The sequence below is a fragment of the Bacillus sp. BB081 genome (assembly GCF_008368895.1).
GTDB lineage: Bacteria > Bacillota > Bacilli > Bacillales > Bacillaceae_G > Bacillus_A > Bacillus_A wiedmannii.
In genome coordinates, this window is the sequence record NZ_QOZX01000002.1 from 335477 (window position 1) to 361075 (window position 25599).

The window sequence follows — 25599 nt, forward strand, 5'->3', positions numbered from 1 at the left end:
TATGAAAAGAGGAAGGGGAAACCCTTCCTCTTTTTGTGTGAAATCTTGATGAAGAATAACATGTAAATGAATTAAGCTGCTGGTGGGTACCCGTTATATAGAACAGTCATGATCGTAAACCATCCGAAAACGAGTACAGTTGCAATTGCAAAGCCGCCCGCGAATAAGTTTTTTTCGCGAAGAGTTCTAAGCGTAGCGAATACAGCTAACAGAGTGACTAGCGCAAAAATAATAACAAGGCCCATACAATATCCTCCTCTGTCTACCCATTCCTCAATATGAGTTTTTAGAATATTAACTCTTTTATATTGTACATGTTTTAAAAATGATTGTCGAGATAGCATCCTTTCTTTTCCTAAGAGAAAAAAATGTTGTATCATTGAAAGTAAGTTTAATAATTGGAGGAGATTTTCATATGAAATGGATACAAATGCCGTTAGGCCCATTACAAACGAATGCTTATATTTTAACGAATGATCAAAATGAGTGTATTATCTTTGATCCTGGTCACGAAGGAGAGAAGCTCGTTACATATTTACAAGAAGAACAATTAAAGCCACTTGCTGTTTTATTAACACATGCTCACTTTGATCATATTGGTGCTGTTGACGCAGTAAGAGACGCTTTTCATATTCCTGTGTACGTACATAAAGAAGAAGCAGATTGGTTAGGCGATGCAACTGTAAATGGTTCTCAAATTTTTATGATGAATCGCAGTATTACAGCAAAACCAGCAGATCATATTATTGATACAGAAGGTGCATTAGCAATTGGTTCATTTAATTTTGAGATTTTTGAGACGCCAGGACATTCTCCAGGCAGTATTTCTTATTATTGTAAAGAGGCGAATGCTGTATTTTCTGGAGATGTATTGTTCCAAATGAGCATCGGAAGAACAGATTTACCCGGTGGAAGTTTTGCTGAATTGATTGGAAGTATTGAAGAAAAATTATTTGTATTACCAGATGAAACAGCGGTGCTATGTGGACATGGTCCAGAAACAAGCATTGGTTTTGAAAAAGAAAATAATCCATTTTTACAGTAAGGAGCTAGTATGGAGATGGAGCTCATTTTAAAAGAATGGATGGAGAAAGAGAAGGATTATTCAATTTCATATAGTACGTATATGAACCTCGTATTGTACACAGAGGGACATGGCTATTATATGAAGGAACGTGAAAAAATTGGAAGACAAGGGGATTTTTTTACAAGTAGCAACGTATCCTCTGTTTTTGCAAAAACATTTGCTAAGTTTTTTATTCGTCTTGTTGAAAATGGTGAAGTTGCTCCGAATATTTGTGAGATTGGTGGGGGAACAGGAAGGTTTGCCTATGATGTTTTACAAGAGTGGAAGCAAGTATCTCCAAAAACCTTTATTGATTTAAACTATTCAATGATTGAAATGAGCCCTTTTCATAGAAACTTACAGCAGAAAAATCTTTGTTCGTTTTCTAATGTGTCGTATTATACGTCGCATAGTGAAATGGGAGAATCATTCGAAGGGATTCTTTTTTCGAATGAGTTATTTGATGCATTTCCTGTTGAAGTAATTGAGAAGAGAAATGGAATATTGTATGAAGTACGCGTTACGTACACAGAGGAAGGGAAACTCGCAGAAGTATGTAGACCGCTACAGAAAAATATTGGTCGATACTTATTGAAATATAATATTCATCTTGCTGAAGGTCAGCGTTTTGAAGTGCCACTTGCGATGGAAGAATATATAGTAGAAATTGCGAAATGGTTTCAACGAGGTGTATGTATTACCGTTGATTATGGATACACAAAAGAAGAATGGATGCATCCTGCACATCAAGAAGGAAGTTTACGAGGATATTACGAGCATAAGTTAATCCGTAATCCTTTAGAGCATCCAGGTGAAATGGATCTTACTACTCATATTCATTGGGACGAACTGAAAGAGATGTTTAGCCTGCAAGGCATGAATATAGTATGGCATAAGAAGCAATCTGAGTTTTTGTTAGCAGCAGGAATATTAGATCAGCTTACGGGTCACCAAGATCAAAATCCTTTTTCTGAAACTCAAAAACAAAATCGTGCAGTTCGTTCTATGATTTTGAGCGGAGGATTAGGGAGTGCATTTGATGTTGTGATACATACGAAACATATGCAACAGTTACACTTGGATCAGTATTTGAAAATATAAAAAAACAAGACACAGCATATTTCTGTGTCTTGTTTTTTAATACGACTTTTTAATTATGTAGCATCATATATTTCCTCTCATGATATATATTTATATTAAAGATATGAGATAAAAAATATAAAATACGCCCTTTTTCTCTGTTTATGAGCTCTTAACCTAATAATACGCGAACGAGTTGAATAATTGTCTCGTTTTCTACTTTGTAATAAATTTCCAATCCTTTTCTTTCACTTGAAACGATTTTAGCACTTTTTAATTTTGCTAAATGCTGTGAAATTGTAGATTGTGGCATGTTTAAGCCAGTGTACATTGTAGAAACGTTGCTTGGACCACGTTCAATTAATCCTTTTACAATACATAAGCGAACAGGATGAGCAAGTACTTTCAATAATTCTGCATTGCTTTCATATAGTTCTATTTCTTTTTGAAAGGTTTCTAACATGTTCTTTTCCACCTCCGTGTGAGCTGTTATACCATACTATACATACCAAAAAATTAAAGAAAAGGAAACAGTTGTTGCAGAAAAAAAGTCCTAAAGTAAAGAAATTGTAAGAAAAGAGACCCTGATGTAAATAAAGTAGATAAATTTGCATGGTTTTGTAAAATGACATTTTTGGGCGAAAATTTCGATGCGTTTTAAAAATTGAAAGATATAGATATATTTGTAACACAATTTTATCATGATTTTCTTATTCTTTCAAATGAATATACAAAATTTTTAAAATAATAAGAAAAAGGAATTATAATGTTATATATAGAATATAAAACAGGTTAAAAGAAAGGAAGCTGAATATAGTCAGCTTCTTTATGGTGATAACAAAATATTTGAGTATAGCTGATAAATTTTAGAATTACCAAGACATTAGTTATATATTCTAGAGTTCATCTTTTATCAGCTTTAAAAATCTGCGGTTCCATATGTTCTCATAAAAATCAATTGTCTCTTTTGCGGACATAAATGGATTATTTAACGTAGAGGTTGCTTTCTGTACCATGAAGTTTTCGTATTCTAGTCCATGGGAAAATTTAATCGTAGCATCCATACAGTACTCTGTTTGGGCACCACAAAATTCAATACGGTGTACAGATAATTGTTCTAAAATCTCTTTCAAGTTTGTTTTATAAAATGAATTGGCATGTGTTTTTCTTACAAAAAAATCTTGTTCCTGAACATCTAGATCAGCATGAATAGCCCAAAGTTCTTTTTCGGGTACTAAATCATCGTCACAATGTTGAATAAAAATGATTGGTTTATTTGATTTTCTGTATGAAGAAATTCTTTTATTTACTTTTGTAAGTAAATTTTGTAAATCGAATAAATGCTCTTCGCTATAACATACTCCATTTTGTAAATCGATAACGATTAAAACATCTGCACAAGTATCCATTATTTTTGCCCCCTTTTTTACTTCTTAATATATCAATTAATTCATTATTTAGAAATAGATGGTGCTCTTTTGTTTTTTTATGGACTATACGAAAAGTAAAAAATATACTTAACGGTATAAAAAAGAAGATATGAAAACTTAATTTCATATCTTCTGTTCGTTCTATGCATTTACAGGTTCTTCTACATAAGAAAGGGCATTTTCAAAATCGGATATTAAATCGTCAACATTTTCAAGGCCGACGGATAACCGAAGTAATGAATTAGAAATCCCTCTTTCATCACGAGCTTCTTGCGACAGTGCTGCATGTGACATTTTAGCTGGGTAGGAAAGAATCGATTCGACAGCTCCTAAACTAACTGCAAAGACAGGTAATTTTACTTTTGATAAAAATTGGCGGAGTGCGTCTTCTGATTGTAAAGTGAAAGATAGGACAGCTCCGGCTGATGTAGCTTGAGATTGTTGAATATCAAATCCAAGATGTGTTTGTAAGCCAGGATAATAGACATTTTTAACTTTAGCGTGCTCTTGTAAATAATGTGCAATTTTATTGGCGTTTGCAGCTGAATGCTCAAGACGTACATGCAATGTTTTTAGACCGCGAAGTACGAGAGAACAATCTTGAGGACCTAAAATAGCGCCGAATGCATTTTGTAAAAATCCAAGTTTTTGAGCGAGTTCGGCATCTTTTACAACCGCTAATCCGGCAGTAACATCACTATGACCGGCAATGAATTTTGTGGCACTATGAAGAACGACATCGGCGCCAAGATCAAGTGGTTTCTGGAATAGTGGTGTCAAAAATGTATTATCAACAAAAGTAAGGGCGTCAATAGATTTTGCAAGTTTAGAAACAGCACGAATATCTGTCACTTTTAAAAGTGGATTAGAGGGTGTTTCCACATAAAAGAGTTTTGTGTTTGGCTTAATGTTTTGCTTTATTTCTTCTACATTTGTCATATCAACAAATGTATGTGACACACCGTAACGGGAGAGCACTTCAGTTATAATTCGGTAAGTTCCTCCGTATACGTCTTCTGAAATGAGTACGTGATCGCCTTGTGAAAGAAGGAGGAATGCAGTAGAAATCGCTGCAATTCCTGATGCGAAGGCAAATCCCTTTGTTCCTCCTTCTAATAAAGCAATGATATCTTCAAGAGCTTCACGAGTTGGATTACCAGAGCGACTATAGTCATATTTTCCGAACGTATCTACATCAAACTGGTGGAATGTTGATGTATTATAGATGGGAACGTTAACAGCTCCTGTTTGCGAGTCATGTTTATATTGGTTGTGCAGTAAGAGTGTATCTATAGAATAACTCATATTCTTACACCTTCTTTTACAAGTTTAATGGCTTGCTTTAAGTCTTGGATTAAATCGTTACTATTTTCAATGCCAACGGAAAATCGCAGAAGACGATTACATACACCGTTTGCTGTTCTGATTTCTTCAGGAATATCAGCGTGTGTTTGCGTTGCTGGATACGTCATTAAACTTTCAACACCACCAAGACTTTCAGCAAATGTAATTAAGGATAAAGATTGTAAGAATGGATTAATCCATGTTTCATCTTTCAGACGAAATGAGATCATGCCGCCTCTTCCAGGATAAAATACATCTGTCACCCCGTCTTCATCATTTAAATAAGCAACAACTGCTTTTGCATTTTCTTCATGTTGTCTCATGCGAAGCGCTAACGTTTTCATACCACGAATTAATAGCCATGAGTCAAATGGACTTAAGACCGCACCAGAGGCATTATGATAATGAGCGATTTCCTCACAAAGTTCCTTTCCTTTTGCAACGACAAGTCCGCTTAGGACATCGTTATGTCCCCCTAAATATTTCGTTGCGCTATGAAGTACAATGTCGGCACCTTCTGTTAATGGCTGCTGTATATAAGGCGTATAGAATGTGTTGTCTACAATAAGAAGTAGTCCGTGTCTTTTCGCTACAGTTGCGACAGCGGCAATATCAGTAACTTGCATTAACGGATTAGTTGGAGTTTCTATGAAAATAGCTTTCGTTTCAGTTGTGATAGCTTGCTCAATTTGTTTAATAGATTGTGTATTTACGTATCTACATCGAACATTCCACTTTTTTTCGTGCTCAGAAAATAATCGATAAGTGCCCCCGTATAAATCTTCAGATACAATAAGTTCGTCTCCGGAACGGAATAGGGAAAGGACGAGGAGAACAGCTGCCATCCCTGAACTACAGGCATAACCTTGTTCACCGTACTCTAAATCTGCGATTGCCTGCTCTAAAAGACCGCGAGTTGGATTGCCAGTTCGTGAATAGTCAAAGCCAGTAGAGTTACCAATTCCTTCGTGACGATAAGCAGTTGAAAAATAAACAGGTGGGTTAACAGTTCCTGTTGTAGTCTCGCTCCGGTTTCCGATTTGTGCTAGTTTTGTTTCAATAGTTGACATGTGAAAATTCCTCCTTTTTAAATTAACAATTAAGTGAATGTAAAATAAAAAAAGCCTTCTAAAGAAGAAGGCTTTCGGTTTGAATAGAGTCTTCTTCTCATCTGTCAAATCTTTCACAATTTGCTGGAATTAGCACCTTATTAACAAATGTTAATGGTTGCTGAGGCGTCAAAGGGCCAGTCCCTCTACCTCTCTAGATAAGAATGTTCGTATGAAATTTTATTATGTTTTTAACTTTACAACAAAAGATAATTGAATTGCAACTTTATTTTAAATAATTTTTATTTTTCCGCAAGTGTCATTGACTTTTGCATTTGTGCATGCTAAATTTATTAAAAAATTAACAAACATTGTTAAAAGGGGAACGTATTTCCTTTTAGCTACATAAATAAAATAATAAAGACAAACTCTTATTGAGAGCGGTGGAGGGAAAGGCCCTGTGAAACCCGGCAACCTTTAAACGAAATGTTTGAAACGGTGCTAATACCTGCAAAACGAATGTTTTGCATAATAAGAGGAGGAACGATTATGTCCCCCTCTTCAAAGTGAAGAGGGGTTTTTTTATATTGATAGAAATGAGGGAGATTTGTGAAATTACTAGATTTATTATCAAAAGGAATTGTAATAGGTGATGGTGCGGTCGGGACATTATTACATTCACATGGTTTGCAAAGTAGTTTTGAAGAATTGAATATATCTGATCCAGATTTAATTATATCGATTCATAAACAATATGTAGCTGCTGGGGCAGATGTGATTCAAACAAATACGTACGGAGCAAATGAAGCGAAATTACGTATGTATGGCTTAGAGAATCAAGTTGTTCAAATTAATAAAGCGGCAGTGAAGATTGCGAAAGCATCTGTTACAGATAGAAATGCAATTTTAGGGACAATTGGTGGTATGAAACATATCGGAGCTGTTACGACAACTGATATGGAGCGAGAATTTATGTTACTGGAACAGGCAAGTGCATTACTAGAAGAACAGGTTGATGGACTGCTATTAGAGACTTTCTATGATGAGTTTGAATTACTTCATGCTGTTCAGGTGTTACGAAAACAAACGAATATTCCAATTGTAGCTCAATTAGCGTTACATGAGGCAGGTACGACTCAAAATGGAAATGATGTAAATGAAATATTAAAACAGCTTTTAGATTACGGTGCAAATGTCGTTGGATTGAACTGTCAACTAGGGCCACTTCATATGACGGAAGCTTTTAAAATGATATCGATTCCTCAAAATGGCTACTTGTCAGCATATCCAAATGCAGGTCTCCCGAATTATGTGGAGGGACGCTACGTATATGAGGGAAGTCCGGCTTATTTCGAAGCGATGACACCGAAATTTATTGAGCAAGGTATCCGGTTATTGGGGGGGTGTTGTGGCACTACTCCAGAACATATTGAAAGTATGAAACGTGCTACTCTAAATATTACGCCTGTAATAGAAAAGGATACGATTCAAAGACCGAAAGTAGTTCATACACATGAGAAACGTTCGAAAGCTCATGTCACTTTAGCAGAGAAAGCAAAAAAACAAACGACAGTAGTAGTGGAATTAGATCCACCGAAAACGTTAGATACGCAGCGATTTTTTGAAGGGGCAAGAGCATTGAAAAGAGCTGGTGCAGATGCTATTACTCTAGCAGATAATTCATTAGCATCGCCTCGCATCTCGAATATGGCAATGGGGGCATTATTAACGAAGCACGATATTCCGGTATTGACGCACTTAACGTGTAGAGACCATAACGTCATCGGACTACAATCTCATTTACTAGGCCTATCAGCGTTAGGTATGGAAGAAGTGTTAGCTTTAACTGGGGATCCAGCACGCGTTGGTGATTTTCCAGGTGCCACTTCTGTATATGATTTGTCCTCTATTGAGCTCATTAAAATGATTAAAGAAATGAACGACGGGCGCTCGATTTTAGGGAAATCAATTGGTCCAGCAACAAGGTTTTCAGTGGGAGGTGCGTTTAATCCGCATGTAAGACATTTAAAAGCAGCGGTTAAGCGAATGGAACGGAAAATAGATGCTGGAGCGGAATATTTCTTAACGCAGCCAATTTATGATATCGCGTTAATTGAAGAAGTGTATGAAGCGACAAAGCATTTGGAACAACCTATTTTTATTGGGATTATGCCATTAATAAGTAAAAGGAATGCAGATTTCCTTCATTTTGAGGTGCCGGGTATTACTCTACCTGAAGAAATAAGGGAGAGAATGGATGGACATGAAACGAAAGAGGCAGCAATTGAGGAAGGGATTCGCATTTCACAAGAATTGATCGATGCGGCGATGAAATATTTTAACGGCATTTATCTTATTACACCATTTCTAAAATATGAAATTACAGAACATCTTGTTAAATATGTGAGAGAAAAGCAAGAAGTGAAAGAAGGTATTAACTGATGAAATGTATAGAAGAAAAATTAAAAAATGACATCTTAATATTAGATGGTGCAATGGGAACGATGATCCAGCAAGAGGACTTAACTGCGGAAGATTTCGGAGGAGAAGAGTACGAAGGCTGTAATGAATATTTAGTAGAAACAAGGCCTGATGTCATTTTAAAGATTCATAAAGCTTATATTGAAGCTGGAGCGGATATTATTGAAACAAATACATTTGGGGCGACGAATATTGTATTAAGTGATTATGAGTTGTCTCATTTAGATGAGGAATTAAATGAGAAGGCAGCACGTTTAGCGAAGCAAGCGGTCAACGAAAGCGGAAAAGAAGTATATGTTGCGGGAGCAATGGGGCCGACAACGAAAGCGATTAGTGTTACAGGTGGTGTGACGTTTGAAGAATTAATTGAAGCCTATACACGGCAGGCTAGAGGCTTATTAAATGGCGACGTAGATGTATTACTCGTTGAGACGAGTCAAGATATGCGTAACGTGAAGGCTGCTTATATTGGAATTCAAGCAGCTTTTGATGAGCTAAATAAAATTGTACCTATTATGATTTCAGGAACGATTGAACCGATGGGAACGACTCTGGCCGGGCAAACAATTGAGGCTTTTTACTTATCAGTAGAACATATGAAGCCACTATCTGTTGGATTAAACTGTGCGACTGGTCCGGAGTTTATGAGAGACCATATTCGTTCACTATCTGATTTGTCGGAGTGTTACATTTCTTGTTATCCAAATGCAGGTCTTCCTGATGAAGATGGACATTATCATGAATCTCCATCTTCTCTCGCTGAAAAAGTGAAGCGATTTGCTGAAGAAGGATGGGTTAATATTATCGGTGGTTGTTGTGGCACAACACCAGAACATATAAAAGCAATGAAATCTGCGTTAGCTTCTCTTAAGCCGCGTGAACACCACGAAAGAGATGGACACGGGGTTAGTGGATTAGAGGCACTTCAATATGATGACTCTATGAGACCATTATTTGTTGGTGAAAGAACAAACGTTATTGGGTCACGTAAATTTAAACGATTAGTAGCAGAAGGGAAATTTGAAGAGGCTGCTGAAGTCGCAAGAGCGCAAGTGAAGAAAAATGCTCATATTATTGATATTTGTATGGCAGATCCTGATCGCGATGAAATAGAAGATATGGAAAACTTCTTGGCAGAAGTTACGAAAGTGTTAAAAGTACCGATTATGATTGATTCAACAGATGAAAATGTGATGGAGCGAGCTCTTACTTATATTCAAGGTAAAGCTGTTATTAACTCAATTAATTTAGAAGATGGAGAAGAACGATTTAAAAAAGTGACGCCGCTTCTTCAGAAATATGGTGCTGCTATTGTTGTAGGAACAATTGATGAAGATGGTATGGCGGTTAGTGCAGAACGAAAACTCGAAATCGCGAAAAGAAGTTATGAGTTATTGACGACGAAATATGGTATACGCCCGTCAGATATTATTTTTGATGCACTTGTATTTCCTGTAGGTACAGGTGATGAAGAATATATTGGTTCAGCGGCAGCGACGATAGAAGGAATTCGCCTTATTAAAGAAGCCTTACCAGAGTGTTTAACGATTTTAGGTGTAAGTAACATATCATTTGGTTTACCACCAGCTGGCCGCGAAGTATTAAATTCCGTCTTTTTATATCATGCAACGAAAGCAGGATTAGATTACGCGATTGTGAATACGGAAAAATTAGAACGGTATGCGTCAATTCCAGAGGAAGAAAAACGTCTTGCTGATGCACTACTTTTTGAAACGACGCAAGAGACGTTAGAAGAATTTACAAATTTTTATCGCGCGGCAAAAAAGAAAGATGTCGTTACCCAAGAAACATTAACTCTTGATGAAAGGCTGGCAAATTACATTGTAGAAGGTACGAAACAAGGACTACAAGAAGATTTAAGCCTTGCACTTACAGAAGGAAGAAAACCTTTGGATATTATTAATGGCCCACTTATGACAGGAATGGATGAGGTGGGACGATTATTTAATAATAATGAGCTTATCGTTGCCGAAGTATTGCAAAGTGCTGAAAGTATGAAAGCTGCCGTAAGCTATTTAGAGCCACATATGGAATCTAGCGAGAGTGCGAAAAAGGGGAAAGTATTATTAGCAACTGTTAAAGGTGACGTACATGATATTGGCAAAAACCTCGTTGAAATTATTTTATCGAATAACGGATATGAGATTATTAATTTAGGAATCAATGTTCGCTCAGATCGAATTGTACAAGAAGTACAAGAAAAGAAGCCTGACATTATTGGCCTTTCTGGTTTATTAGTAAAATCAGCGCAACAAATGGTAACGACTGCTGAAGATTTAAAAGCGGCAAATATTGATATTCCAATCGTTGTAGGCGGGGCGGCGTTAACGAGAAAGTTTACAGATAACCGTATATCCCCATCATATACAGGGCTCGTATGCTATGCGAGTGATGCGATGACGGGGCTTGATATTATTAATAAGCTTCAAAAAGAAGAAGAGCGCGAGAAGATGAAACAAGATAAAAAAGAGCGTCATCTTCATATCGTAAAAAAAGAGGAGAAGAAAGTAGAAATTCCAGCAGTAATTGAACCGTTACCGAAGGCTGAGGTTATGATACCTGATTCAACAAAGCGAATTGTATTACGTGATATCCCAGTTGCACATCTCGCTCCATTTTTAAATAGACAAATGCTACTTGGACATCACCTTGGATTAAAAGGAAATGTGAAGAAGCTTTTGCGAGAGGGAGATAAGAGAGCACACGAATTAAATGATTTAATAGACGAATTATTGCAGGAAGGAAAATATTGGTTAAAACCGAAAGCGGTGTATCAATTTTTCCCAGCGCAAAGTGACGGACAAAACATTGTAATATATGATCCAGAAGATCATACACGTGTTATAGAGCGTTTCACATTCCCAAGGCAAGGAAAAGCACCATATCGTACTTTAGGTGATTATTTACGACCAGTTGAAGATGAGATGGACTATGTTGCTTTCCTATCTGTTACGGTTGGGGAAGGCGTTCGGGACATTGCTGAAGAGTGGAAGGCGAAGGGGGATTATTTACGCAGTCATGCCATTCAATCGTTAGCGCTTGAACTAGCAGAAGGTCTTGCTGAAAAAACACATATGCTCATTCGTGATCGCTGGGGTATTCCAGATTCATCAGAACTGACGATGGAAGAACGTTTCCGTACGAAATATAGAGGGATACGAGTGTCCTTCGGTTATCCGGCATGTCCAGAACTTGCAGATCAAGAAAAGCTATTTCGCTTAATTCATCCAGAGGAAATAGGTATTTCATTAACGGAAGGATTTATGATGGAGCCAGAAGCGTCTGTAACGGCTATGGTATTTTCTCACCCTGAGGCAAGATATTTTAGTGTATTATAGTGTAGAAGGGGGAGACGTATGAAGAAAATAGTCTTTACAGGTGGCGGTTCGGCCGGGCATGTAACACCTAATTTAGCCATCATTCCACATTTACAAGAACGGAATTGGGATATTTCTTATATTGGTTCTCATCAAGGAATTGAGAAAACGATTATAGAACAGGAAGGCATTCCGTACTATAGTATTTCAAGTGGAAAGCTACGTCGTTATTTTGATTTAAAAAATATAAAAGATCCTTTTCTTGTAATGAAGGGTGTTATGGATGCGTATGTAAGGATTCGAAAACTAAAACCGGATGTGATTTTTTCAAAAGGTGGTTTCGTATCTGTACCAGTCGTAATTGGAGGCTGGCTAAATAGAGTCCCTGTTTTATTACATGAATCTGATATGACGCCAGGACTAGCAAATAAAATTGCGCTCCGTTTTGCTTCGAAAATATTTGTTACATTTGAAGAAGCTGCGAAACATTTACCGAAAGAAAAAGTAATCTATACAGGATCTCCTGTACGTGAAGAAGTGCTAAAGGGAAATCGTGAAAAAGGTTTAGCGTTTTTAGGTTTTTCACGTAAAAAGCCAGTTATTACAATTATGGGAGGAAGTTTGGGCGCAAAGAAAATTAATGAAACGGTTCGAGAAGCGTTACCAGAACTTTTGAAAAAATATCAAATTGTTCATCTTTGCGGAAAAGGTAATCTTGATGAAAGCTTACAAAATAAAGAAGGATATAAACAATTTGAATATATACATGGAGAACTGCCAGACATATTAGCGATAACAGATTTTGTTATTTCACGTGCGGGCTCTAATGCCATTTTTGAGTTTTTAACATTGCAAAAGCCGATGGTTTTAATTCCGCTATCGAAATTTGCAAGTCGTGGAGATCAAATACTAAATGCAGAGTCTTTTGAAAGACAAGGATATGCTTCCGTATTGTATGAAGAAGATGTGACTGTGAAATCACTTATAAAGCATGTCGAAGAATTAAATCAAAATAATGAGATGTATAAAACAGCACTAAAAAAATATAATGGAAAAGAAGCAATTCAAACAATCATTCAACATATTTCAGAGGCATGATGAAACAATCATGTCTTTTTTAGTAGGATGAAAGATTCCAAGGATTGATATTTTTATGTTACAATAAAGTGAAACTTTAATCAGTGGGGGAGGGGTTAATCCCCCACTGATTATTAGTTGGACCAATCGGGCTTTTACGGGCAGTTAATCCCACACCTAACTTCTTTATTTTTGCTGAATTTTGAGGTGGGGGTTTTACTGCCCTCGAATAGCGGGGTAACAAATGGATTAGTAGGGAAATTCCAATTAATGAAGCGTGAAAATACGAATGGATTAGGAGTGACTGTGTTGGAGCTAAGTCTCTATGAAAATACTGCACTTATTATATGCTTTGTGTTGTACGTTGGTAGTGTTATTGTTTATATTTCAAGGAAATTTTCGCAAGAAAGAGAGCTTGAAAAATCAGAAATAACAGCTGAACTAGAAATGTTAGCTGATGAAAGTTATAAAAAGAAGAAAATAAAAGAAGAGCATGAAGAATCCCATCATTTAAACGCAAATAAGTTTTAAAGAGGGGGATTTTTTTTTTTGAAGTCGTTCTTTATTATGTTTATAGCAATTAACGCTAAAAGGAGTTTCCCGTACATAATGAAGGAGTGTATATAAATGAATTTTTATGTCGCCTCAGGATTCCAAAATAAACATCTTGTACGTTCTATAGCAAATGAACTGAAACATGCAGGATGGCACCATACATATGATTGGACAAGAAACGAAAGAGCAGTGAATCAAGATCAATTAAGAGAAATTGGTCAGGCAGAAAAGAATGCTATTAAAGAAGCGGATGTCTTTTTACTTATATTAGATGGCGGAAAAGGGAGCCATACAGAGTTTGGAATGGCGATTGCGCTAGAGAAAAAGATATATGTATATCATGAAAGAAACCCGCTTCAAACAACGTTCTATCATTTGCCAGAAATAAATATTTTTGAAGGAGATGCAACTGAATTTGCATCTTATGTTATGAATCATGTGAAATAATAGTAACGACCTAAAAGGTTATAAAAGTGATCTTTTGGGAACAGTGATGATAAGAAACGTATATAAAGGAGTATATAATATGAAATTAGAAAATGGATGGGAAACGAGCTTTTTAGAAGTTGTACAAAATAGTGAATTTAAGAAAGGGGCCGTTCTTAGTCAATTGCTTTGTGAGGACAGTGAAGAAGTAGAAGAGCTTGTGGATGATTACGGATATGAAGAGATTATTGAACGCGAACATGATGATGAATTAGCAGAAGTTTTAGGTGAAGAACTTTTCGATGAGATGGAACGACACGTATTCTTATCTTCACAGCCAGAAGAAAAACTTATTTCATTCGTAAATGGATTAGGTTTTCATGTGTTAGATTGGATCGTTCTTCTTGAAACAGAATTTGGCATTGATAGTGTACACTTTACGTCGGACGCCGTGAAAATGTTAGAAAAGCGCTTTAGACAATTTCCATACATAGAGGATAAGACGATATTTGATATGACATTTGGAGAAGCAATGGATGTATTACAATCCATTACAAAAAAGAACGTGAGGATATCACGTTCTTTTTTTACATTATAATAATTTTGTCATCTAGTTTTGTTTGCCCGCTAAGAAGTGCGTTTAAATATTCCACTTTCCTTATACAGGCCTGTATATGTCTTTCAACCTCTTGTAACTCTGCTTGGTGATGTGTTTCAATCGGATGAATTTGTACGTTGAATTTTTCAAATTGACTACTATATGTTATTTCTGCATAGCCGCTCATAATATCCATTTCGTTATGAAATAAAAATTGTTTCGTTTTGTCACAGAATGATACATTCTGAAAGCCATATACTTTTAATGCGTCAATTACTTTTTTAATCATTTTTGTATTCATTTTTTTTAACCCTCTTTGCGAAGTTCTACTTATATATTATAACATAAAAAATTACATAGAAAGCGCTTCCAAGTGTATTTTATTATAAACTTTACGTTTCAATCACAAAAATGAAACAAAGAAAAAATAATTGTAAAGAAGGGAGGACTCTTTTATTGTTTCGTCATATATATAGAGAAATAGTGCAAGGAAAGGAAAATTTCCGAATTTGAGTTCGTATTTCAAATTTAAGCGCAATAAAAGAGGTGAGAGACTTGAACTTTGATATTGTAGGACAAAAAGCATATATAAAAGATGGACCGCATCGGAACCGAATTGGAATTGTAAAGAACAGCGAGACAAAATTAGAATCGCAGTTTGCTATTGTAATTGGAGAACAAATCATTGATGTAGAGCTAAAGGATATCGTGTTAGTTGGAGTAGACGTAGGACAATTTCATAAATGGTGCGAACAAAATGGTTATTTGTGAAAAGGACGGGCTGTGAGATAATGAAATATATTTGAGAAAAGAGAATATATTATTGTATTCTCTTTTTCTATGTGTAAGGAGACGGAAATGAAGTATAAAGAACGAGATTTTACATTGGAGTTAAAAGAGAAGGTTCAATGCATGGAGAAGGAAATAGAGAGAATATCATTTAAACTTTTTAAAGATTATTCACATTTGTACATAGAAAAAAACATGGAATTATTTATAGAACTCATCAGAGATAAAGAAAATCCTTTTGAAACAGGATATTATTCATCGATTTCGATAGCTGTATTAGATGAAGAAGGAAAGATGATTGAATTTTATACAGTTCCTATCTGGGAATGTTGTAATTATTTTTTAGGAGTACCGCTTCAAATAAGGTTTTGGGGAAGTAAGTTAAGTGGTGAACTTGTTGATGAAACTTATTGTGAGATAGAGGAGGAGTTAAAGGAGCGGTTGGAAGAGTTTTTACAGTTTGCAGATGAGGAATAATAGTTAGTCTTTAGTTTATAATTAATAGTTATTAAAAAAATGAAAAATGGTATTATTTCATTATATCTATGCGTAATAATATATAGGTGGTGTTTTACCATGGTTGAAGTAATTGGTAGAGCTTTACTTATATTATTTGAGACAATATGTTATGCCTTATGTATAAAAGAAAAAGAGGAAGATGGAAAGAACTAAAAAAGGACGCTAACAGTTTTGTTAGCGTCCTTTTCATTATGAAGCAATTTCACCAGTTTTTGTATCATCTTGATTGTACGTATCTTGATCTAATTCACCAAGCCATTTACTAGAAATAAGACCTGCTGTCATAGAACCACTTACGTTAAGAGCTGTACGACCCATATCGATTAATGGTTCAACTGAGATAACAAGAGCGACAATACCGATTGGTAAGTTCATTGTAGATAGTACGATTAACGCTGCGAATGTTGCACCGCCACCAACACCGGCAACACCGAATGAGCTAATAGCAACGACAGCGATTAAAGTTAAAATAAATTGTGGTTGTAATGGATCGATTCCTACAGTTGGAGCGACCATCATTGCAAGCATTGCTGGATAAATACCTGCGCAACCGTTTTGTCCGATAGATACTCCAAATGATGCTGCGAAGTTTGCAATCCCTTCGGAAATACCAAGCTTTTCTTTTTGCGCTTCAATATTTAATGGCATTGCACCAGCACTAGAGCGAGATGTGAATGCAAATGTTAATACAGGGAACACCTTTTTTAAATATTGAATTGGATTTAAACCAGATAGAGCAATTAATAATAAGTGGATAACGAACATTACGATAAGTGCTACGTAAGACGCTAACACGAAGTTACCAAGTTTTAAAATAGCATTTATGTCGCTACCAGCAACTGTTTTTGCCATAAGAGCTAATACGCCGTATGGAGTAAGACGTAAAATTAATGTTACCATACGCATTACGATTGCATATACAGCATCAAGCATTTTCTTAAATAGTTCTGCTTGTTCTGGATATTTTCGTTTTACCCCTATAAAGGCGATACCGATAAAGGCTGCAAATATTACAACAGAAATTGTTGATGTTGGACGAGCACCTGTTAAATCAAGAAACGGATTTGTAGGCAACAGCTCTAATAATTTATCTGGAATTGTTGTTTTTTCAATAGAAGTAAATCTTTCTTCAACTAACTTCAGACGAGCAGATTCTGCATCACCTTGTTGCAAGCCTGTTGCTGATACATCAAATCCTGCACTTGCAGCAATACCGACAGCTGCAGCGATTCCTGTAGTAAGAATTAAAATTCCGATAATAAGACCACTAATTTTACCAAGGTTTTTCGTTAACTGTAATTTTGTAAATGCGGAAATAATAGATACTAAAATAAGTGGCATAACGATCATTTGAAGTAATTTCACATAACCGCTACCGATTAAGCCAAACCAAGTATTTGATTCAATAATTACTTTAGAAGTTGGCTCATAAATAAATTGTAATATAAGACCGAATATAATTCCGACTCCTAAAGCAGTAAATACACGTTTATTAAAAGATACATGCTTACGTTGCATATAATATAATACGCCAACTAAGATGATCATGACTGCAACGTTAATTCCGACAAGCAGTGTATTCATGTTGATTCCCCCTAATTCCAATCTGTTATATAGAATATAAGGTAATAAAACCTATAAGTCAACTAGGAAATTACGGAATTAAAAAAAAGATGGCAAAATGCCATCTTTAATGTCCAGCTCCAGGGACAAGTAAAAACGTCGTGTAGTATGTAAATCCTATGAAGAAAACAGTTAAATATGCCCCGAATACGTATATATACATACGCTCTGTTAAATTTAAATAGCTTAAAAGTACGAAGAAACCTGTTTGTCCTAAAAATAGTAGTGCAGCCTGTTGCATATCCCCTACGTAAAACATAACCGAGAAAATTCCAGTCCAAAAGCCGAGAACGCGAAACATGCGCTCCATGCCATCTCCCTCCTTTTCTAAAAAAGTAAACCTCTCCTCATTATAGTTTATTTTTCTTACTATTGTAAATATTCGTTCATATAAAAAGAAGCCAATTATAATTGGCTTCTTTTTATATGAGAAATTAAATTGTTAGTTTATAATTACAAGATTTACATCCATCTAGTAGACTATCGTTTCGAGTTAATTCCATGTTAGGGAATAGGATTTCAAAAATCCCTTTCATCATATCTCCGTGCATATTACAAATTTCAGTTGGGTGATGAACAGCAACCTCTTTAAATGGACAATTGTGTACATCGTAGAAAATTTTCGTTCCATCTGCACTTAATTCAAATGCAGGTGATAAACCAGCTGTTGAGAAAGCTTCTTTTGCAATTTGGACTTTTTGCTCTACTGTTAAAGCATCTTCATTCACATGTAAACGCTGCATATGTTGTTGCATTAACTCGGCCCCGAATTGTTTTCCTGTTTCGTATAGCGCTTTTTCACCAGCGGCGCCAAGGCTAAGTAAAGAATTAAATGCTATTCTTGCTAACAATTGATAATCGCGGAATGGAAATTGTAATTGAATCACATCTTCAGATAATACATATAATCTGCTTGGTCTTCCGCCTTTTCCAGTTTTTTTCGTTTCCGATTTCAGCATATGAACATCTTCTAATTTAGATAAATGTAAACGTGCTACGTTTGGATGAATCTCAAACTCATCTGCAATTTCTTGTACAGTTACGTAACTATGTTTTTGAGAAATATATTTATAAATGTAATAACGAGTTGGGTCAGATAATACGCCTGTAATTTTTAAAGCTTGTTCCATGAGGATCTCCACCTTTATCACTTTATCCAAGATAATAACATTATAATACAGATAAACTTCCATATAGGTAATTTCAGACAATAATTCGGAAATTGTTCATAATTTCACAAACATATTTTCCCTTTTTTCTCTAGTGAAAATACAAAAATGCCGATTTTTCTTATCTGTTTTTTCATGCTATATACATAGTGGGGAGGGAAAAAATGATGAATGGAATTGAAATTTTTGCGAATACGATTTTGAAAGAGGCGTGCAGGGTACAAGCTTCGGATTTACATATTGTGCCCAGGAAGAAGGATGTAGTGGTTCAACTGCGTATAGGAAAAGATTTAATGACGAAACACTGTATCGAAAAGGAATTTGGAGAAAAACTTGTTTCACACTTTAAATTTTTAGCATCCATGGATATAGGGGAGAGACGGAAGCCACAAAATGGTTCACTGTATTTACAAATGGATGGACAAGAAGTGTATTTACGCCTTTCCACGCTTCCAACCGTATACCAAGAAAGTCTCGTTATTCGTCTTCATTTACAAGCATCTATTCAGCCGTTATCTCATCTTTCGTTATTTCCAAGTACAGCGAAAAAACTACTCTCTTTTTTACACTATTCACATGGGTTACTCGTATTTACTGGACCGACTGGTTCGGGGAAGACAACAACAATGTATGCATTATTAGAGGTAATTAAAAAAAAGAAAACACGTCGCATCGTTACACTTGAAGATCCAGTTGAAAAAAGAAATGACGATGTATTACAAATTCAAATAAATGAAAAAGCAGGTATCACATATGAGGCGGGACTAAAGGCCATTTTACGTCATGATCCAGATATTATTTTAGTCGGTGAAATTCGTGATGAAGAAACAGCGAAAATCGCTATAAGAGCAAGTTTGACTGGACATTTAGTAATGACGACACTGCATACTAGTGATGCGAAAGGGGCGATACTCCGATTTATGGATTTCGGTATAACGAGGCAAGAGATTGAACAATCTTTATTGGCTATAGCTGCACAGCGACTTGTCGAATTGAAGTGTCCGTTTTGCCAAAGAAAGTGCTCAACTTTATGTAAATCAATGAGGCAGGTAAGACAAGCGAGTATTTATGAGTTGTTATATGGATATGAGTTAAAACAAGCAATTAAAGAAGCAAACGGGGAATGTGTCACGTACAAGCACGAAACATTAGAATCTTCGATACGAAAAGGATACGCTTTAGGATTTTTAGAAGAGGATGTGTATGTTTAAGAAAATATGGAGTTTAAGTGATCAAGTAGTATTGCTGAAACGATTAGGAGAACTATTAGAAAAAGGATACTCCCTTTTGCAGGCATTAGAATTTTTACGGTTTCAATTACCTTTAGAAAAGAAAGTACAATTGCAGCGCATGATTGATGGATTAAAAGATGGAAAAAGTCTACACGATTCTTTTCATCAATTAATGTTTCATCAGGAGGTGTTAAGTTATTTATTTTATGCTGAGCAACATGGTGATATTTCTTTTGCGTTGCAACAAGGGAGCGCACTTCTTTATAAAAAGGATAAGTATAGGAAAGATATGATAAAAATAATGCAGTATCCTATGTTTTTGGCGTTCTTTTTACTAATCATGATTTTGATTTTTAATCGCATTTTATTACCACAGGTTGACATGGTATATAGTTCGTTTGGTTCCACAGCACCGTTATTTACAGAACAAATATTAAGTGCAATTAAGCTGCTACCCAGCCTTATTTTTAGCACTATTTTTATCATTATGATTGGATGTAGTGTATATATGTTTTACTTTCGGAAACTCCCGCATATGAAGCAGGTAAAAATTATGCTTCGTATCCCCCTCGTAAAAACATTTCTTATTTTAAAGCATTCACATTATTTCGCCACTCAATTGAGCGGTTTATTACAAGGTGGACTATCAGTACTTGAGGCCCTAACAATAATGATGGAGCAAAATTATCATCCGTTCTTTCAATATGAAGCGGGTCGAATTGAACGCCAATTAATTGCAGGAGAACCGTTGCAATCTATTATTGCTAAAAGCGGATATTATGAGGAAGAACTTTCTTATATTATTACGCATGGACAAGCAAACGGTAATTTGGCGATTGAATTAGGTGACTATAGCGATCTTATTATGGAAAAGATGGAGCAAAAAGTTAAACGTATGTTAGTGATCATTCAACCAATTTTATTTACGTGTATTGGAGGAATAGTCGTTCTTATGTATTTAGCGATGATTATGCCAATGTTTCAAATGATGAATTCTATTTAGGAGGCATTTACATGCAGAATGAAGAAGGGTTTACCCTTTTAGAAATGTTATTAGTTATGGTCGTCATAACTGTATTATTACTATTAATTATTCCGAATGTAGTTACACAGCGTTCATCCGTCGAAGGAAAAGGATGTAAAGCCTATGTGAAATCTATAGAAGCTCAAATACAAGCATACCATTTACAACATAATAAAATTCCCTCGCTAAAAGAGCTAAGGGATGAAAAATATATTACAGCTGATGAGTGTCCGAATGGTGAATCCATTCATATTTCAAATGATGGCACAGTAACAACTGGGAAACTGTGAAACAAAAAGGTTTTACTCTTTTAGAAATGCTACTCGTTCTATTTGCAATTTCTGTACTAAGTATGGTCACGTATTTTAACGTACATTCATTACATGAAAAACAAAAAGTGGAACAATTTTTAAGACAGTTTTCAAACGATATTTTGTATATGCAACAATTAGCGATAAACCGTCAAAAACACTATACATTACGATGGTATAAAGATAGACATACGTATTATATAGGGGAGCTAAGTGAGAATCTTACTATCATTAAAAGAGAATATGATAGCGATATACAAATTGATTTGAATACTTTTCCAAATCCGATGACATATAATCCGAGTGGAAATATTAATAGAGGTGGCACTATTTTACTTTCGTATCGAAGTTATAAATATGAGATTGTATTTCAGCTTGGGAGAGGGAGATTTACGTATCGTGAAATGTCAAAAAGGGTCAGTGATGGCTGAGATGCTTGTAGCATTAAGTATAGTAATGATGGCAGTATCTTTACTACTTCCGCAAACAGTATTGGTTATGCAAGAACGAAAAAACATACAAATTCGTTATAAAGCATTTGTATTATTAAAAAGGGAAGCAGCTTTATATATGTATGAGAATGGGGCGAAACGACCGCAAGAAAAAGTCGTAAACGGAAATGTATATTACACATATTGGGGAGGAAATGAAGTTTGTGCTACGTGGAAAGATGTGAAAGGAAGAATGATGGAACAATGCTTTTATGCAGGAGAAAAAATAAATTAGAAGTTGGGTTTACATTAATAGAAATGATCGTATGTTTTTTTCTGTTATCACTGTTCTTTTTACTTTTACCACGTTTGAATTTTATTGGAATAGAAAACAACCAATCAAAAGGATTAAATAATTGGGAATGGGATGTGTTTATAGGACAAGTACAGTTAGAGTTTCGTGAAGTATCTTTTGTAGAAAAAATAGTCCCTGAAAATAAAGATAATCTTTTGCGCTTCCGTCTTCGCACTGGAGATGAAGTGACGTATGAAAAATTGAATAATCATCTTATAAGAAAAGTGAATATGCGCGGAAGAGAAGTTATATTACAAAATGTTGAAATGGTTTCGTACGAAGTAACACCTCATCTGCTCTTTATAAATGTGAAAGATATGAGTGGGAAAATATATGAAGGTGTAGCTGTAAGATATAGCGAAATGGAAATAAATATATGAGAAAACAAGATGGATTTACGATGCCAGGAACAATTATTTTTCTTGTATTATTAACTTCGTTTTTTGTATACGAAACGAATATGTTGCTTATAGATAAAAAATTTTATATTGAAATAAAGCAAAAGTTTGTACTGGAGGAACTACTAAATCGATCTATTACAAATATAAAAAAAGACTTACAGCAAAAAGAAAAGGAAGATACTTTTTTCTTTCAATATGAAAAGGGCGAAGCAAGTGGGAATTACGTCTTTGAAAACGATGTTATACTCGTTTCGTTGCAGTGCAAAATAAAACAAGAAGTTTTCTACAAGGTTAGTTTCCGGTATAGAAAAAAGGATGAGAAAATATTCGATTGGATAGAAGGATAGTATGTGAAATATATGGATAAAACCATAATTTCTCATTTTAAAAGAGGCTATTTTTTCAAAGAAAATGGATAAATAAAACAATCAAAAGTTTAAATTTTCTCAAAAAAGAGAAAGGTAGAAAGAATATGATATATTCAAGCTATCCAAACATATATTTTTAGGGAGAATAGGGAAATGACAAATAACAATCAAATAGGTGAAAATAAGGAACAAACTATTTTTGATCATAAAGGAAATGCAATTATGACGGAAGATAGGGAAATACACATTATTTCAAAATTCGAAGAACCTCTTATTGTCGTGTTAGGAAATGTATTAAGTGATGAAGAATGCGACGAATTGATTGAATTGTCTAAAAGTAAAATGAAACGTTCTAAAGTTGGTTCATCACGTGATGTAAATGATATTCGAACGAGTAGCGGTGCATTTTTGGAAGACAATGAGCTTACTGTAAAGATTGAAAAACGAATTTCATCTATCATGAATGTTCCTGTAGCACATGGAGAAGGATTGCACATTTTAAATTATGAAGTGGATCAACAATATAAAGCGCACTATGATTATTTTGCGGAACATAGTAGATCAGCTGCTAATAATCGTATCAGTACGCTTATCATGTATTTAAATGATGTAGAAGAAGGCGGAGAAACGTTCTTCCCGAAATTAAATCTTTCTGTGCACCCTAGAAAGGGAATGGCAGTATACTTTGAGTATTTTTATCAAGATCAATCACTAAATGAGCTTACGTTACACGGAGGGGCACCTGTAACGAAAGGCGAGAAATGGATTGCAACGCAGTGGGTGAGAAGAGGCACTTATAAGTAAAAACGTGTATGTGACGTTTTGTTCTTCATTGTACAAGGAGAACAAAACGTTTTTTTATTAAATAATGAAATCTTTCGTTATAATAACAAATAATAACGGATGATTGAGAGGAACGAACATGAAATCTATATATATAACCGGCTATATGGGAGCTGGGAAAACAACAATTGGAAAAGCGTTAAGTAAAGAACTTCATATGGAGGTTGTCGATACAGACCAAAAAATTGAAGAGAAGCAGGAGAAGGCGATTCGTAATATTTTTGCTGAAGAAGGCGAAATCGCTTTTCGGGAATATGAAAGTGAAATGTTACGTTCACTGCCTGTTCATGATGTCATTATTACAACTGGCGGGGGAATCATTGAACGAGAGGAAAACAGAAAGTGGATGAAGGAAAATGGAACTGTCGTGTATTTATATTGTGATCCACATGTAATTGCAGAAAGGCTTCGTGAAGATACGACACGTCCACTATTTCAGAAGAAAGATATAGAGGCATTTGTAATGAAATTCGAATCGCGCCGAGCTCATTATGAAGAGGCTCATGTTCATATCGATACGACGAATAAGTCTGTAAAGCAAATTATGAATGAATTAAAAGAAAAGATTAATGGATAAAAAAGTGGACATACTAATCAAGTAGAGGTGATGATAATATGTCTACTAATGATTATGTTCGCTTTGTGACACAGCAATTTGTGTCGTACATGGATGCTCCAAAAGAAGATCGTAAACAAAAGAAAGAACAACGCCGTGCTGAAAAAGAACCATTTATGAATAAGTGGTTTGGTGTTATGCCGCTTAGTGCTGCTTTGTTTTATCGAAACGTAAAAGATAAAAGAAAAAAATCAAGTTAACGATTTCGTAATATGTGTAGCAAAATGAAAATCCCCTAGTAGTATGATGCTACTAGGGGGTTTTCATTTACTGTACGGATTCCTTTTCTTCTGTAACGGCATGTATTTTATTGTTTACCCAAACAAATCCAATTCCGATACAAATGGAAATGCCCCATCCAACAGCGGTCATAATTGCTCTCATTTCACCATAGCCATCTACACCGAAAACAGAGATGAAATAAATTTTTAAGAAGCTTTTTAATATGAATTGTAGGCCGAAAAATAGCGTTAAGTATTGTAGTGCTGGATAGATACGACTATCACGATACAGTTCACGACTTTTATCACGGTCATGGCCTTGCAATGCGGAAATATCTGCTGCGAAATATAACATAAGTGGTTTTTTTATAAAAATTGTACATATGACGATAATACCGAGTACGATGTGATAATACGCATCGTTCCACAACATTCGTTCAGCTGATCCAGATAATAGGTCTACTGTTGTATTAGAAATGAGTGTAATTAAAATAAAGAACCCTGTCACGTTAAACTGTTTTTCTTTTTTAAAGGTATACAGTGTATAAATAATCCCTGGAACAGAGGAAAGTAACATCGCGTAATAAGGATCGATATAAGGTTTTGCAAATTTCCAAATGAGGAATGGGATTACGAGATAAAAGACAAGATCTAATATAGCTTTTTTATTTTGATTCATATAAATCCTCCTTAAGTCATACATATATTTTATAATATAATTTCTGAAAATTGTATAAGGTTTAAGGGGAAAAGAAAAAATATATTACTTTTTGAGGGATTAGTAGATTAAAAAAATTGCCCCTAGCGTAGTAAGTTTTTTTAGTATATAATAAAGGAAACGCTTTCATTTTTGGTTTGTTCACAAAATGGACGGAAAATCACATATTTACTATCGATATGTTGCTTTATAATGAAACTAATTAAATATACATGCATACAATATTGTGAAATAAATAACATAAATAATCTATATAAATGTAAACGTTATCAAAATAGAGAGGTGGAGACAATGAGTAAATTTTTCTTCAATCATAATCCAGCAACAGTAGAGGATGGAAGGCTTGTTAAGTATGCTGAAATTATTTATGGAGAAGGTGGCCGTTCTGTATTAGAAAATTTAATGGTGAAGGCATCTATCAGATTGCGTGATCGTTATCCGAATAAATCTGACGAGCAGATCTCGAACCTAGTAAATAAAGGCATCCATGATATGTTTCAAAAATACGTGAGTGAGTAAGAGTAGCCAATGGCTG

32 protein-coding genes and 2 riboswitches are annotated in these 25599 nt (G+C 35.1%); of the genes, 21 read left to right on the forward strand and 11 right to left on the reverse strand.

The window, feature by feature from the left end; translation table 11 throughout:
- Positions 1–71: 71 nt before the first annotated feature.
- Positions 72–245: a DUF2759 domain-containing protein gene (locus tag DN394_RS01805; RefSeq protein ID WP_000524847.1), complete on the reverse strand. Its 174-nt coding sequence runs from the start codon at positions 243–245 to the stop codon at positions 72–74.
- Between the two features lie 170 nt (positions 246–415).
- Between DN394_RS01805 and DN394_RS01810 the strand changes: the two genes are divergently transcribed.
- Positions 416–1045 carry an MBL fold metallo-hydrolase gene (locus DN394_RS01810; RefSeq protein WP_097843957.1) on the forward strand — a complete coding sequence of 210 codons (630 nt, stop codon included), beginning with the start codon at positions 416–418 and terminating at the stop codon, positions 1043–1045.
- A 9-nt stretch (positions 1046–1054) separates the two neighbouring features.
- Positions 1055–2167, forward strand: a complete 1113-nt coding sequence (locus DN394_RS01815) for a class I SAM-dependent methyltransferase (protein ID WP_098085124.1) — start codon at positions 1055–1057, stop codon at positions 2165–2167.
- A gap of 151 nt (positions 2168–2318) precedes the next feature.
- Here the strand turns inward: DN394_RS01815 and DN394_RS01820 are convergent, their stop codons facing one another.
- From DN394_RS01820 to metI, 4 genes are all read right to left on the reverse strand, one after another.
- Positions 2319–2609, reverse strand: a complete 291-nt coding sequence (locus DN394_RS01820; RefSeq protein WP_000894375.1) for an ArsR/SmtB family transcription factor — start codon at positions 2607–2609, stop codon at positions 2319–2321.
- Positions 2610–3042: 433 nt separating this feature from the next.
- Positions 3043–3555: a cysteine hydrolase family protein gene (locus tag DN394_RS01825; RefSeq protein ID WP_000379163.1), complete on the reverse strand. Its 513-nt coding sequence runs from the start codon at positions 3553–3555 to the stop codon at positions 3043–3045.
- Between the two features lie 162 nt (positions 3556–3717).
- Entirely contained in the window at positions 3718–4881 is a 1164-nt protein-coding gene (gene metC / locus DN394_RS01830) for a cystathionine beta-lyase (RefSeq protein ID WP_000122285.1), read from the reverse strand.
- A complete protein-coding gene (metI, locus tag DN394_RS01835; RefSeq protein WP_000103901.1) occupies positions 4878–5990 on the reverse strand; it encodes a cystathionine gamma-synthase/O-acetylhomoserine thiolyase in 1113 nt (370 codons plus the stop codon). The genes metC and metI overlap by 4 nt, the downstream gene beginning before the upstream one ends.
- Before the next feature lie 94 nt (positions 5991–6084).
- Positions 6085–6194, reverse strand: a riboswitch (SAM riboswitch).
- Between the two features lie 203 nt (positions 6195–6397).
- A riboswitch (SAM riboswitch) is annotated at positions 6398–6507 on the forward strand.
- Positions 6508–6578: 71 nt separating this feature from the next.
- On the opposite strand from metI, the gene DN394_RS01840 reads away from it, so the two are divergent.
- From DN394_RS01840 to DN394_RS01870, 6 genes are all read left to right on the forward strand, one after another.
- Positions 6579–8411, forward strand: a complete 1833-nt coding sequence (locus DN394_RS01840) for a bifunctional homocysteine S-methyltransferase/methylenetetrahydrofolate reductase (RefSeq protein WP_098085121.1) — start codon at positions 6579–6581, stop codon at positions 8409–8411.
- Complete coding sequence (gene metH / locus DN394_RS01845; RefSeq protein WP_098208626.1) at positions 8411–11809, forward strand: methionine synthase; 3399 nt, start codon at positions 8411–8413, stop codon at positions 11807–11809. Before DN394_RS01840 ends, metH begins: the two co-directional genes overlap by 1 nt.
- Before the next feature lie 18 nt (positions 11810–11827).
- Positions 11828–12886, forward strand: a complete 1059-nt coding sequence (murG, locus tag DN394_RS01850; protein WP_098208625.1) for an undecaprenyldiphospho-muramoylpentapeptide beta-N-acetylglucosaminyltransferase — start codon at positions 11828–11830, stop codon at positions 12884–12886.
- 249 nt (positions 12887–13135) lie between these two features.
- On the forward strand, positions 13136–13396 hold the full coding sequence (locus DN394_RS01860; protein ID WP_000817963.1) for a DUF3966 domain-containing protein: 261 nt from the start codon (positions 13136–13138) through the stop codon (positions 13394–13396).
- Between the two features lie 96 nt (positions 13397–13492).
- Positions 13493–13867, forward strand: a complete 375-nt coding sequence (locus DN394_RS01865; protein ID WP_097915823.1) for a nucleoside 2-deoxyribosyltransferase — start codon at positions 13493–13495, stop codon at positions 13865–13867.
- Between the two features lie 79 nt (positions 13868–13946).
- Positions 13947–14444, forward strand: a complete 498-nt coding sequence (locus tag DN394_RS01870; protein ID WP_149293561.1) for a hypothetical protein — start codon at positions 13947–13949, stop codon at positions 14442–14444.
- Here the strand turns inward: DN394_RS01870 and DN394_RS01875 are convergent.
- Complete coding sequence (locus DN394_RS01875) at positions 14434–14745, reverse strand: hypothetical protein (protein WP_001093232.1); 312 nt, start codon at positions 14743–14745, stop codon at positions 14434–14436. The genes DN394_RS01870 and DN394_RS01875 overlap by 11 nt on opposite strands.
- Positions 14746–14999: 254 nt before the next feature.
- On the opposite strand from DN394_RS01875, the gene DN394_RS01880 reads away from it, so the two are divergent.
- Together DN394_RS01880 and DN394_RS01885 are read left to right on the forward strand one after the other, a co-directional pair.
- Positions 15000–15215 (forward strand): DUF3912 family protein, encoded by a 216-nt coding sequence (locus DN394_RS01880; RefSeq protein ID WP_001008334.1) that lies wholly within the window; start codon positions 15000–15002, stop codon positions 15213–15215.
- An 87-nt stretch (positions 15216–15302) separates the two neighbouring features.
- Complete coding sequence (locus DN394_RS01885) at positions 15303–15710, forward strand: hypothetical protein (protein ID WP_046957547.1); 408 nt, start codon at positions 15303–15305, stop codon at positions 15708–15710.
- 231 nt (positions 15711–15941) lie between these two features.
- On the opposite strand, the gene DN394_RS01890 is transcribed toward DN394_RS01885, so the two are convergent.
- The 3 genes from DN394_RS01890 to DN394_RS01900 form a co-directional block, all read right to left on the reverse strand.
- Positions 15942–17336 carry an L-cystine transporter gene (locus DN394_RS01890; protein WP_046956341.1) on the reverse strand — a complete coding sequence of 465 codons (1395 nt, stop codon included), beginning with the start codon at positions 17334–17336 and terminating at the stop codon, positions 15942–15944.
- Between the two features lie 106 nt (positions 17337–17442).
- Positions 17443–17685 carry a DUF2626 domain-containing protein gene (locus DN394_RS01895; RefSeq protein WP_000440719.1) on the reverse strand — a complete coding sequence of 81 codons (243 nt, stop codon included), beginning with the start codon at positions 17683–17685 and terminating at the stop codon, positions 17443–17445.
- A gap of 124 nt (positions 17686–17809) precedes the next feature.
- Positions 17810–18505, reverse strand: a complete 696-nt coding sequence (locus tag DN394_RS01900; RefSeq protein WP_000434130.1) for a helix-turn-helix transcriptional regulator — start codon at positions 18503–18505, stop codon at positions 17810–17812.
- Between the two features lie 206 nt (positions 18506–18711).
- On the opposite strand from DN394_RS01900, the gene comGA reads away from it, so the two are divergent.
- The 10 genes from comGA to DN394_RS01950 all read left to right on the forward strand — a co-directional run bounded on the left by comGA (position 18712) and on the right by DN394_RS01950 (position 24325).
- The gene (gene comGA, locus DN394_RS01905) at positions 18712–19755 is read left to right on the forward strand and encodes a competence protein ComGA (protein WP_060488444.1); all 1044 of its coding nucleotides are present in this window, start codon (positions 18712–18714) and stop codon (positions 19753–19755) included.
- Positions 19748–20779 (forward strand): competence type IV pilus assembly protein ComGB, encoded by a 1032-nt coding sequence (gene comGB / locus DN394_RS01910; RefSeq protein WP_098085116.1) that lies wholly within the window; start codon positions 19748–19750, stop codon positions 20777–20779. The genes comGA and comGB overlap by 8 nt, the downstream gene beginning before the upstream one ends.
- 11 nt (positions 20780–20790) lie before the next feature.
- Positions 20791–21090, forward strand: a complete 300-nt coding sequence (gene comGC / locus DN394_RS01915) for a competence type IV pilus major pilin ComGC (protein WP_001178693.1) — start codon at positions 20791–20793, stop codon at positions 21088–21090.
- Positions 21087–21542 carry a comG operon protein ComGD gene (comGD, locus tag DN394_RS01920; protein ID WP_000810391.1) on the forward strand — a complete coding sequence of 152 codons (456 nt, stop codon included), beginning with the start codon at positions 21087–21089 and terminating at the stop codon, positions 21540–21542. Before comGC ends, comGD begins: the two co-directional genes overlap by 4 nt.
- A complete protein-coding gene (locus DN394_RS01925; protein ID WP_097915827.1) occupies positions 21535–21837 on the forward strand; it encodes a competence protein ComG in 303 nt (100 codons plus the stop codon). The genes comGD and DN394_RS01925 overlap by 8 nt, the downstream gene beginning before the upstream one ends.
- On the forward strand, positions 21807–22277 hold the full coding sequence (gene comGF, locus DN394_RS01930; RefSeq protein ID WP_000923108.1) for a competence type IV pilus minor pilin ComGF: 471 nt from the start codon (positions 21807–21809) through the stop codon (positions 22275–22277). The genes DN394_RS01925 and comGF overlap by 31 nt, the downstream gene beginning before the upstream one ends.
- On the forward strand, positions 22274–22645 hold the full coding sequence (gene comGG, locus DN394_RS01935; RefSeq protein WP_088123395.1) for a competence type IV pilus minor pilin ComGG: 372 nt from the start codon (positions 22274–22276) through the stop codon (positions 22643–22645). The genes comGF and comGG overlap by 4 nt, the downstream gene beginning before the upstream one ends.
- A 174-nt stretch (positions 22646–22819) precedes the next feature.
- Positions 22820–23470: a 2OG-Fe(II) oxygenase gene (locus DN394_RS01940; RefSeq protein ID WP_046957539.1), complete on the forward strand. Its 651-nt coding sequence runs from the start codon at positions 22820–22822 to the stop codon at positions 23468–23470.
- Between the two features lie 118 nt (positions 23471–23588).
- Positions 23589–24086: a shikimate kinase gene (locus DN394_RS01945; RefSeq protein WP_098208622.1), complete on the forward strand. Its 498-nt coding sequence runs from the start codon at positions 23589–23591 to the stop codon at positions 24084–24086.
- 38 nt (positions 24087–24124) lie between these two features.
- Positions 24125–24325 (forward strand): YqzE family protein, encoded by a 201-nt coding sequence (locus tag DN394_RS01950; RefSeq protein WP_000106080.1) that lies wholly within the window; start codon positions 24125–24127, stop codon positions 24323–24325.
- A gap of 67 nt (positions 24326–24392) precedes the next feature.
- Here DN394_RS01950 and DN394_RS01955 read toward each other — a convergent pair whose 3' ends face one another.
- Together DN394_RS01955 and DN394_RS01960 are read right to left on the reverse strand one after the other, a co-directional pair.
- Positions 24393–25025, reverse strand: a complete 633-nt coding sequence (locus DN394_RS01955; RefSeq protein ID WP_087981921.1) for a VC0807 family protein — start codon at positions 25023–25025, stop codon at positions 24393–24395.
- Positions 25026–25165: 140 nt separating this feature from the next.
- Complete coding sequence (locus DN394_RS01960; protein ID WP_003279814.1) at positions 25166–25282, reverse strand: hypothetical protein; 117 nt, start codon at positions 25280–25282, stop codon at positions 25166–25168.
- Positions 25283–25355: 73 nt separating this feature from the next.
- On the opposite strand from DN394_RS01960, the gene DN394_RS01965 reads away from it, so the two are divergent.
- Entirely contained in the window at positions 25356–25583 is a 228-nt protein-coding gene (locus DN394_RS01965; RefSeq protein WP_000032702.1) for a hypothetical protein, read from the forward strand.
- Positions 25584–25599: the final 16 nt, after the last annotated feature.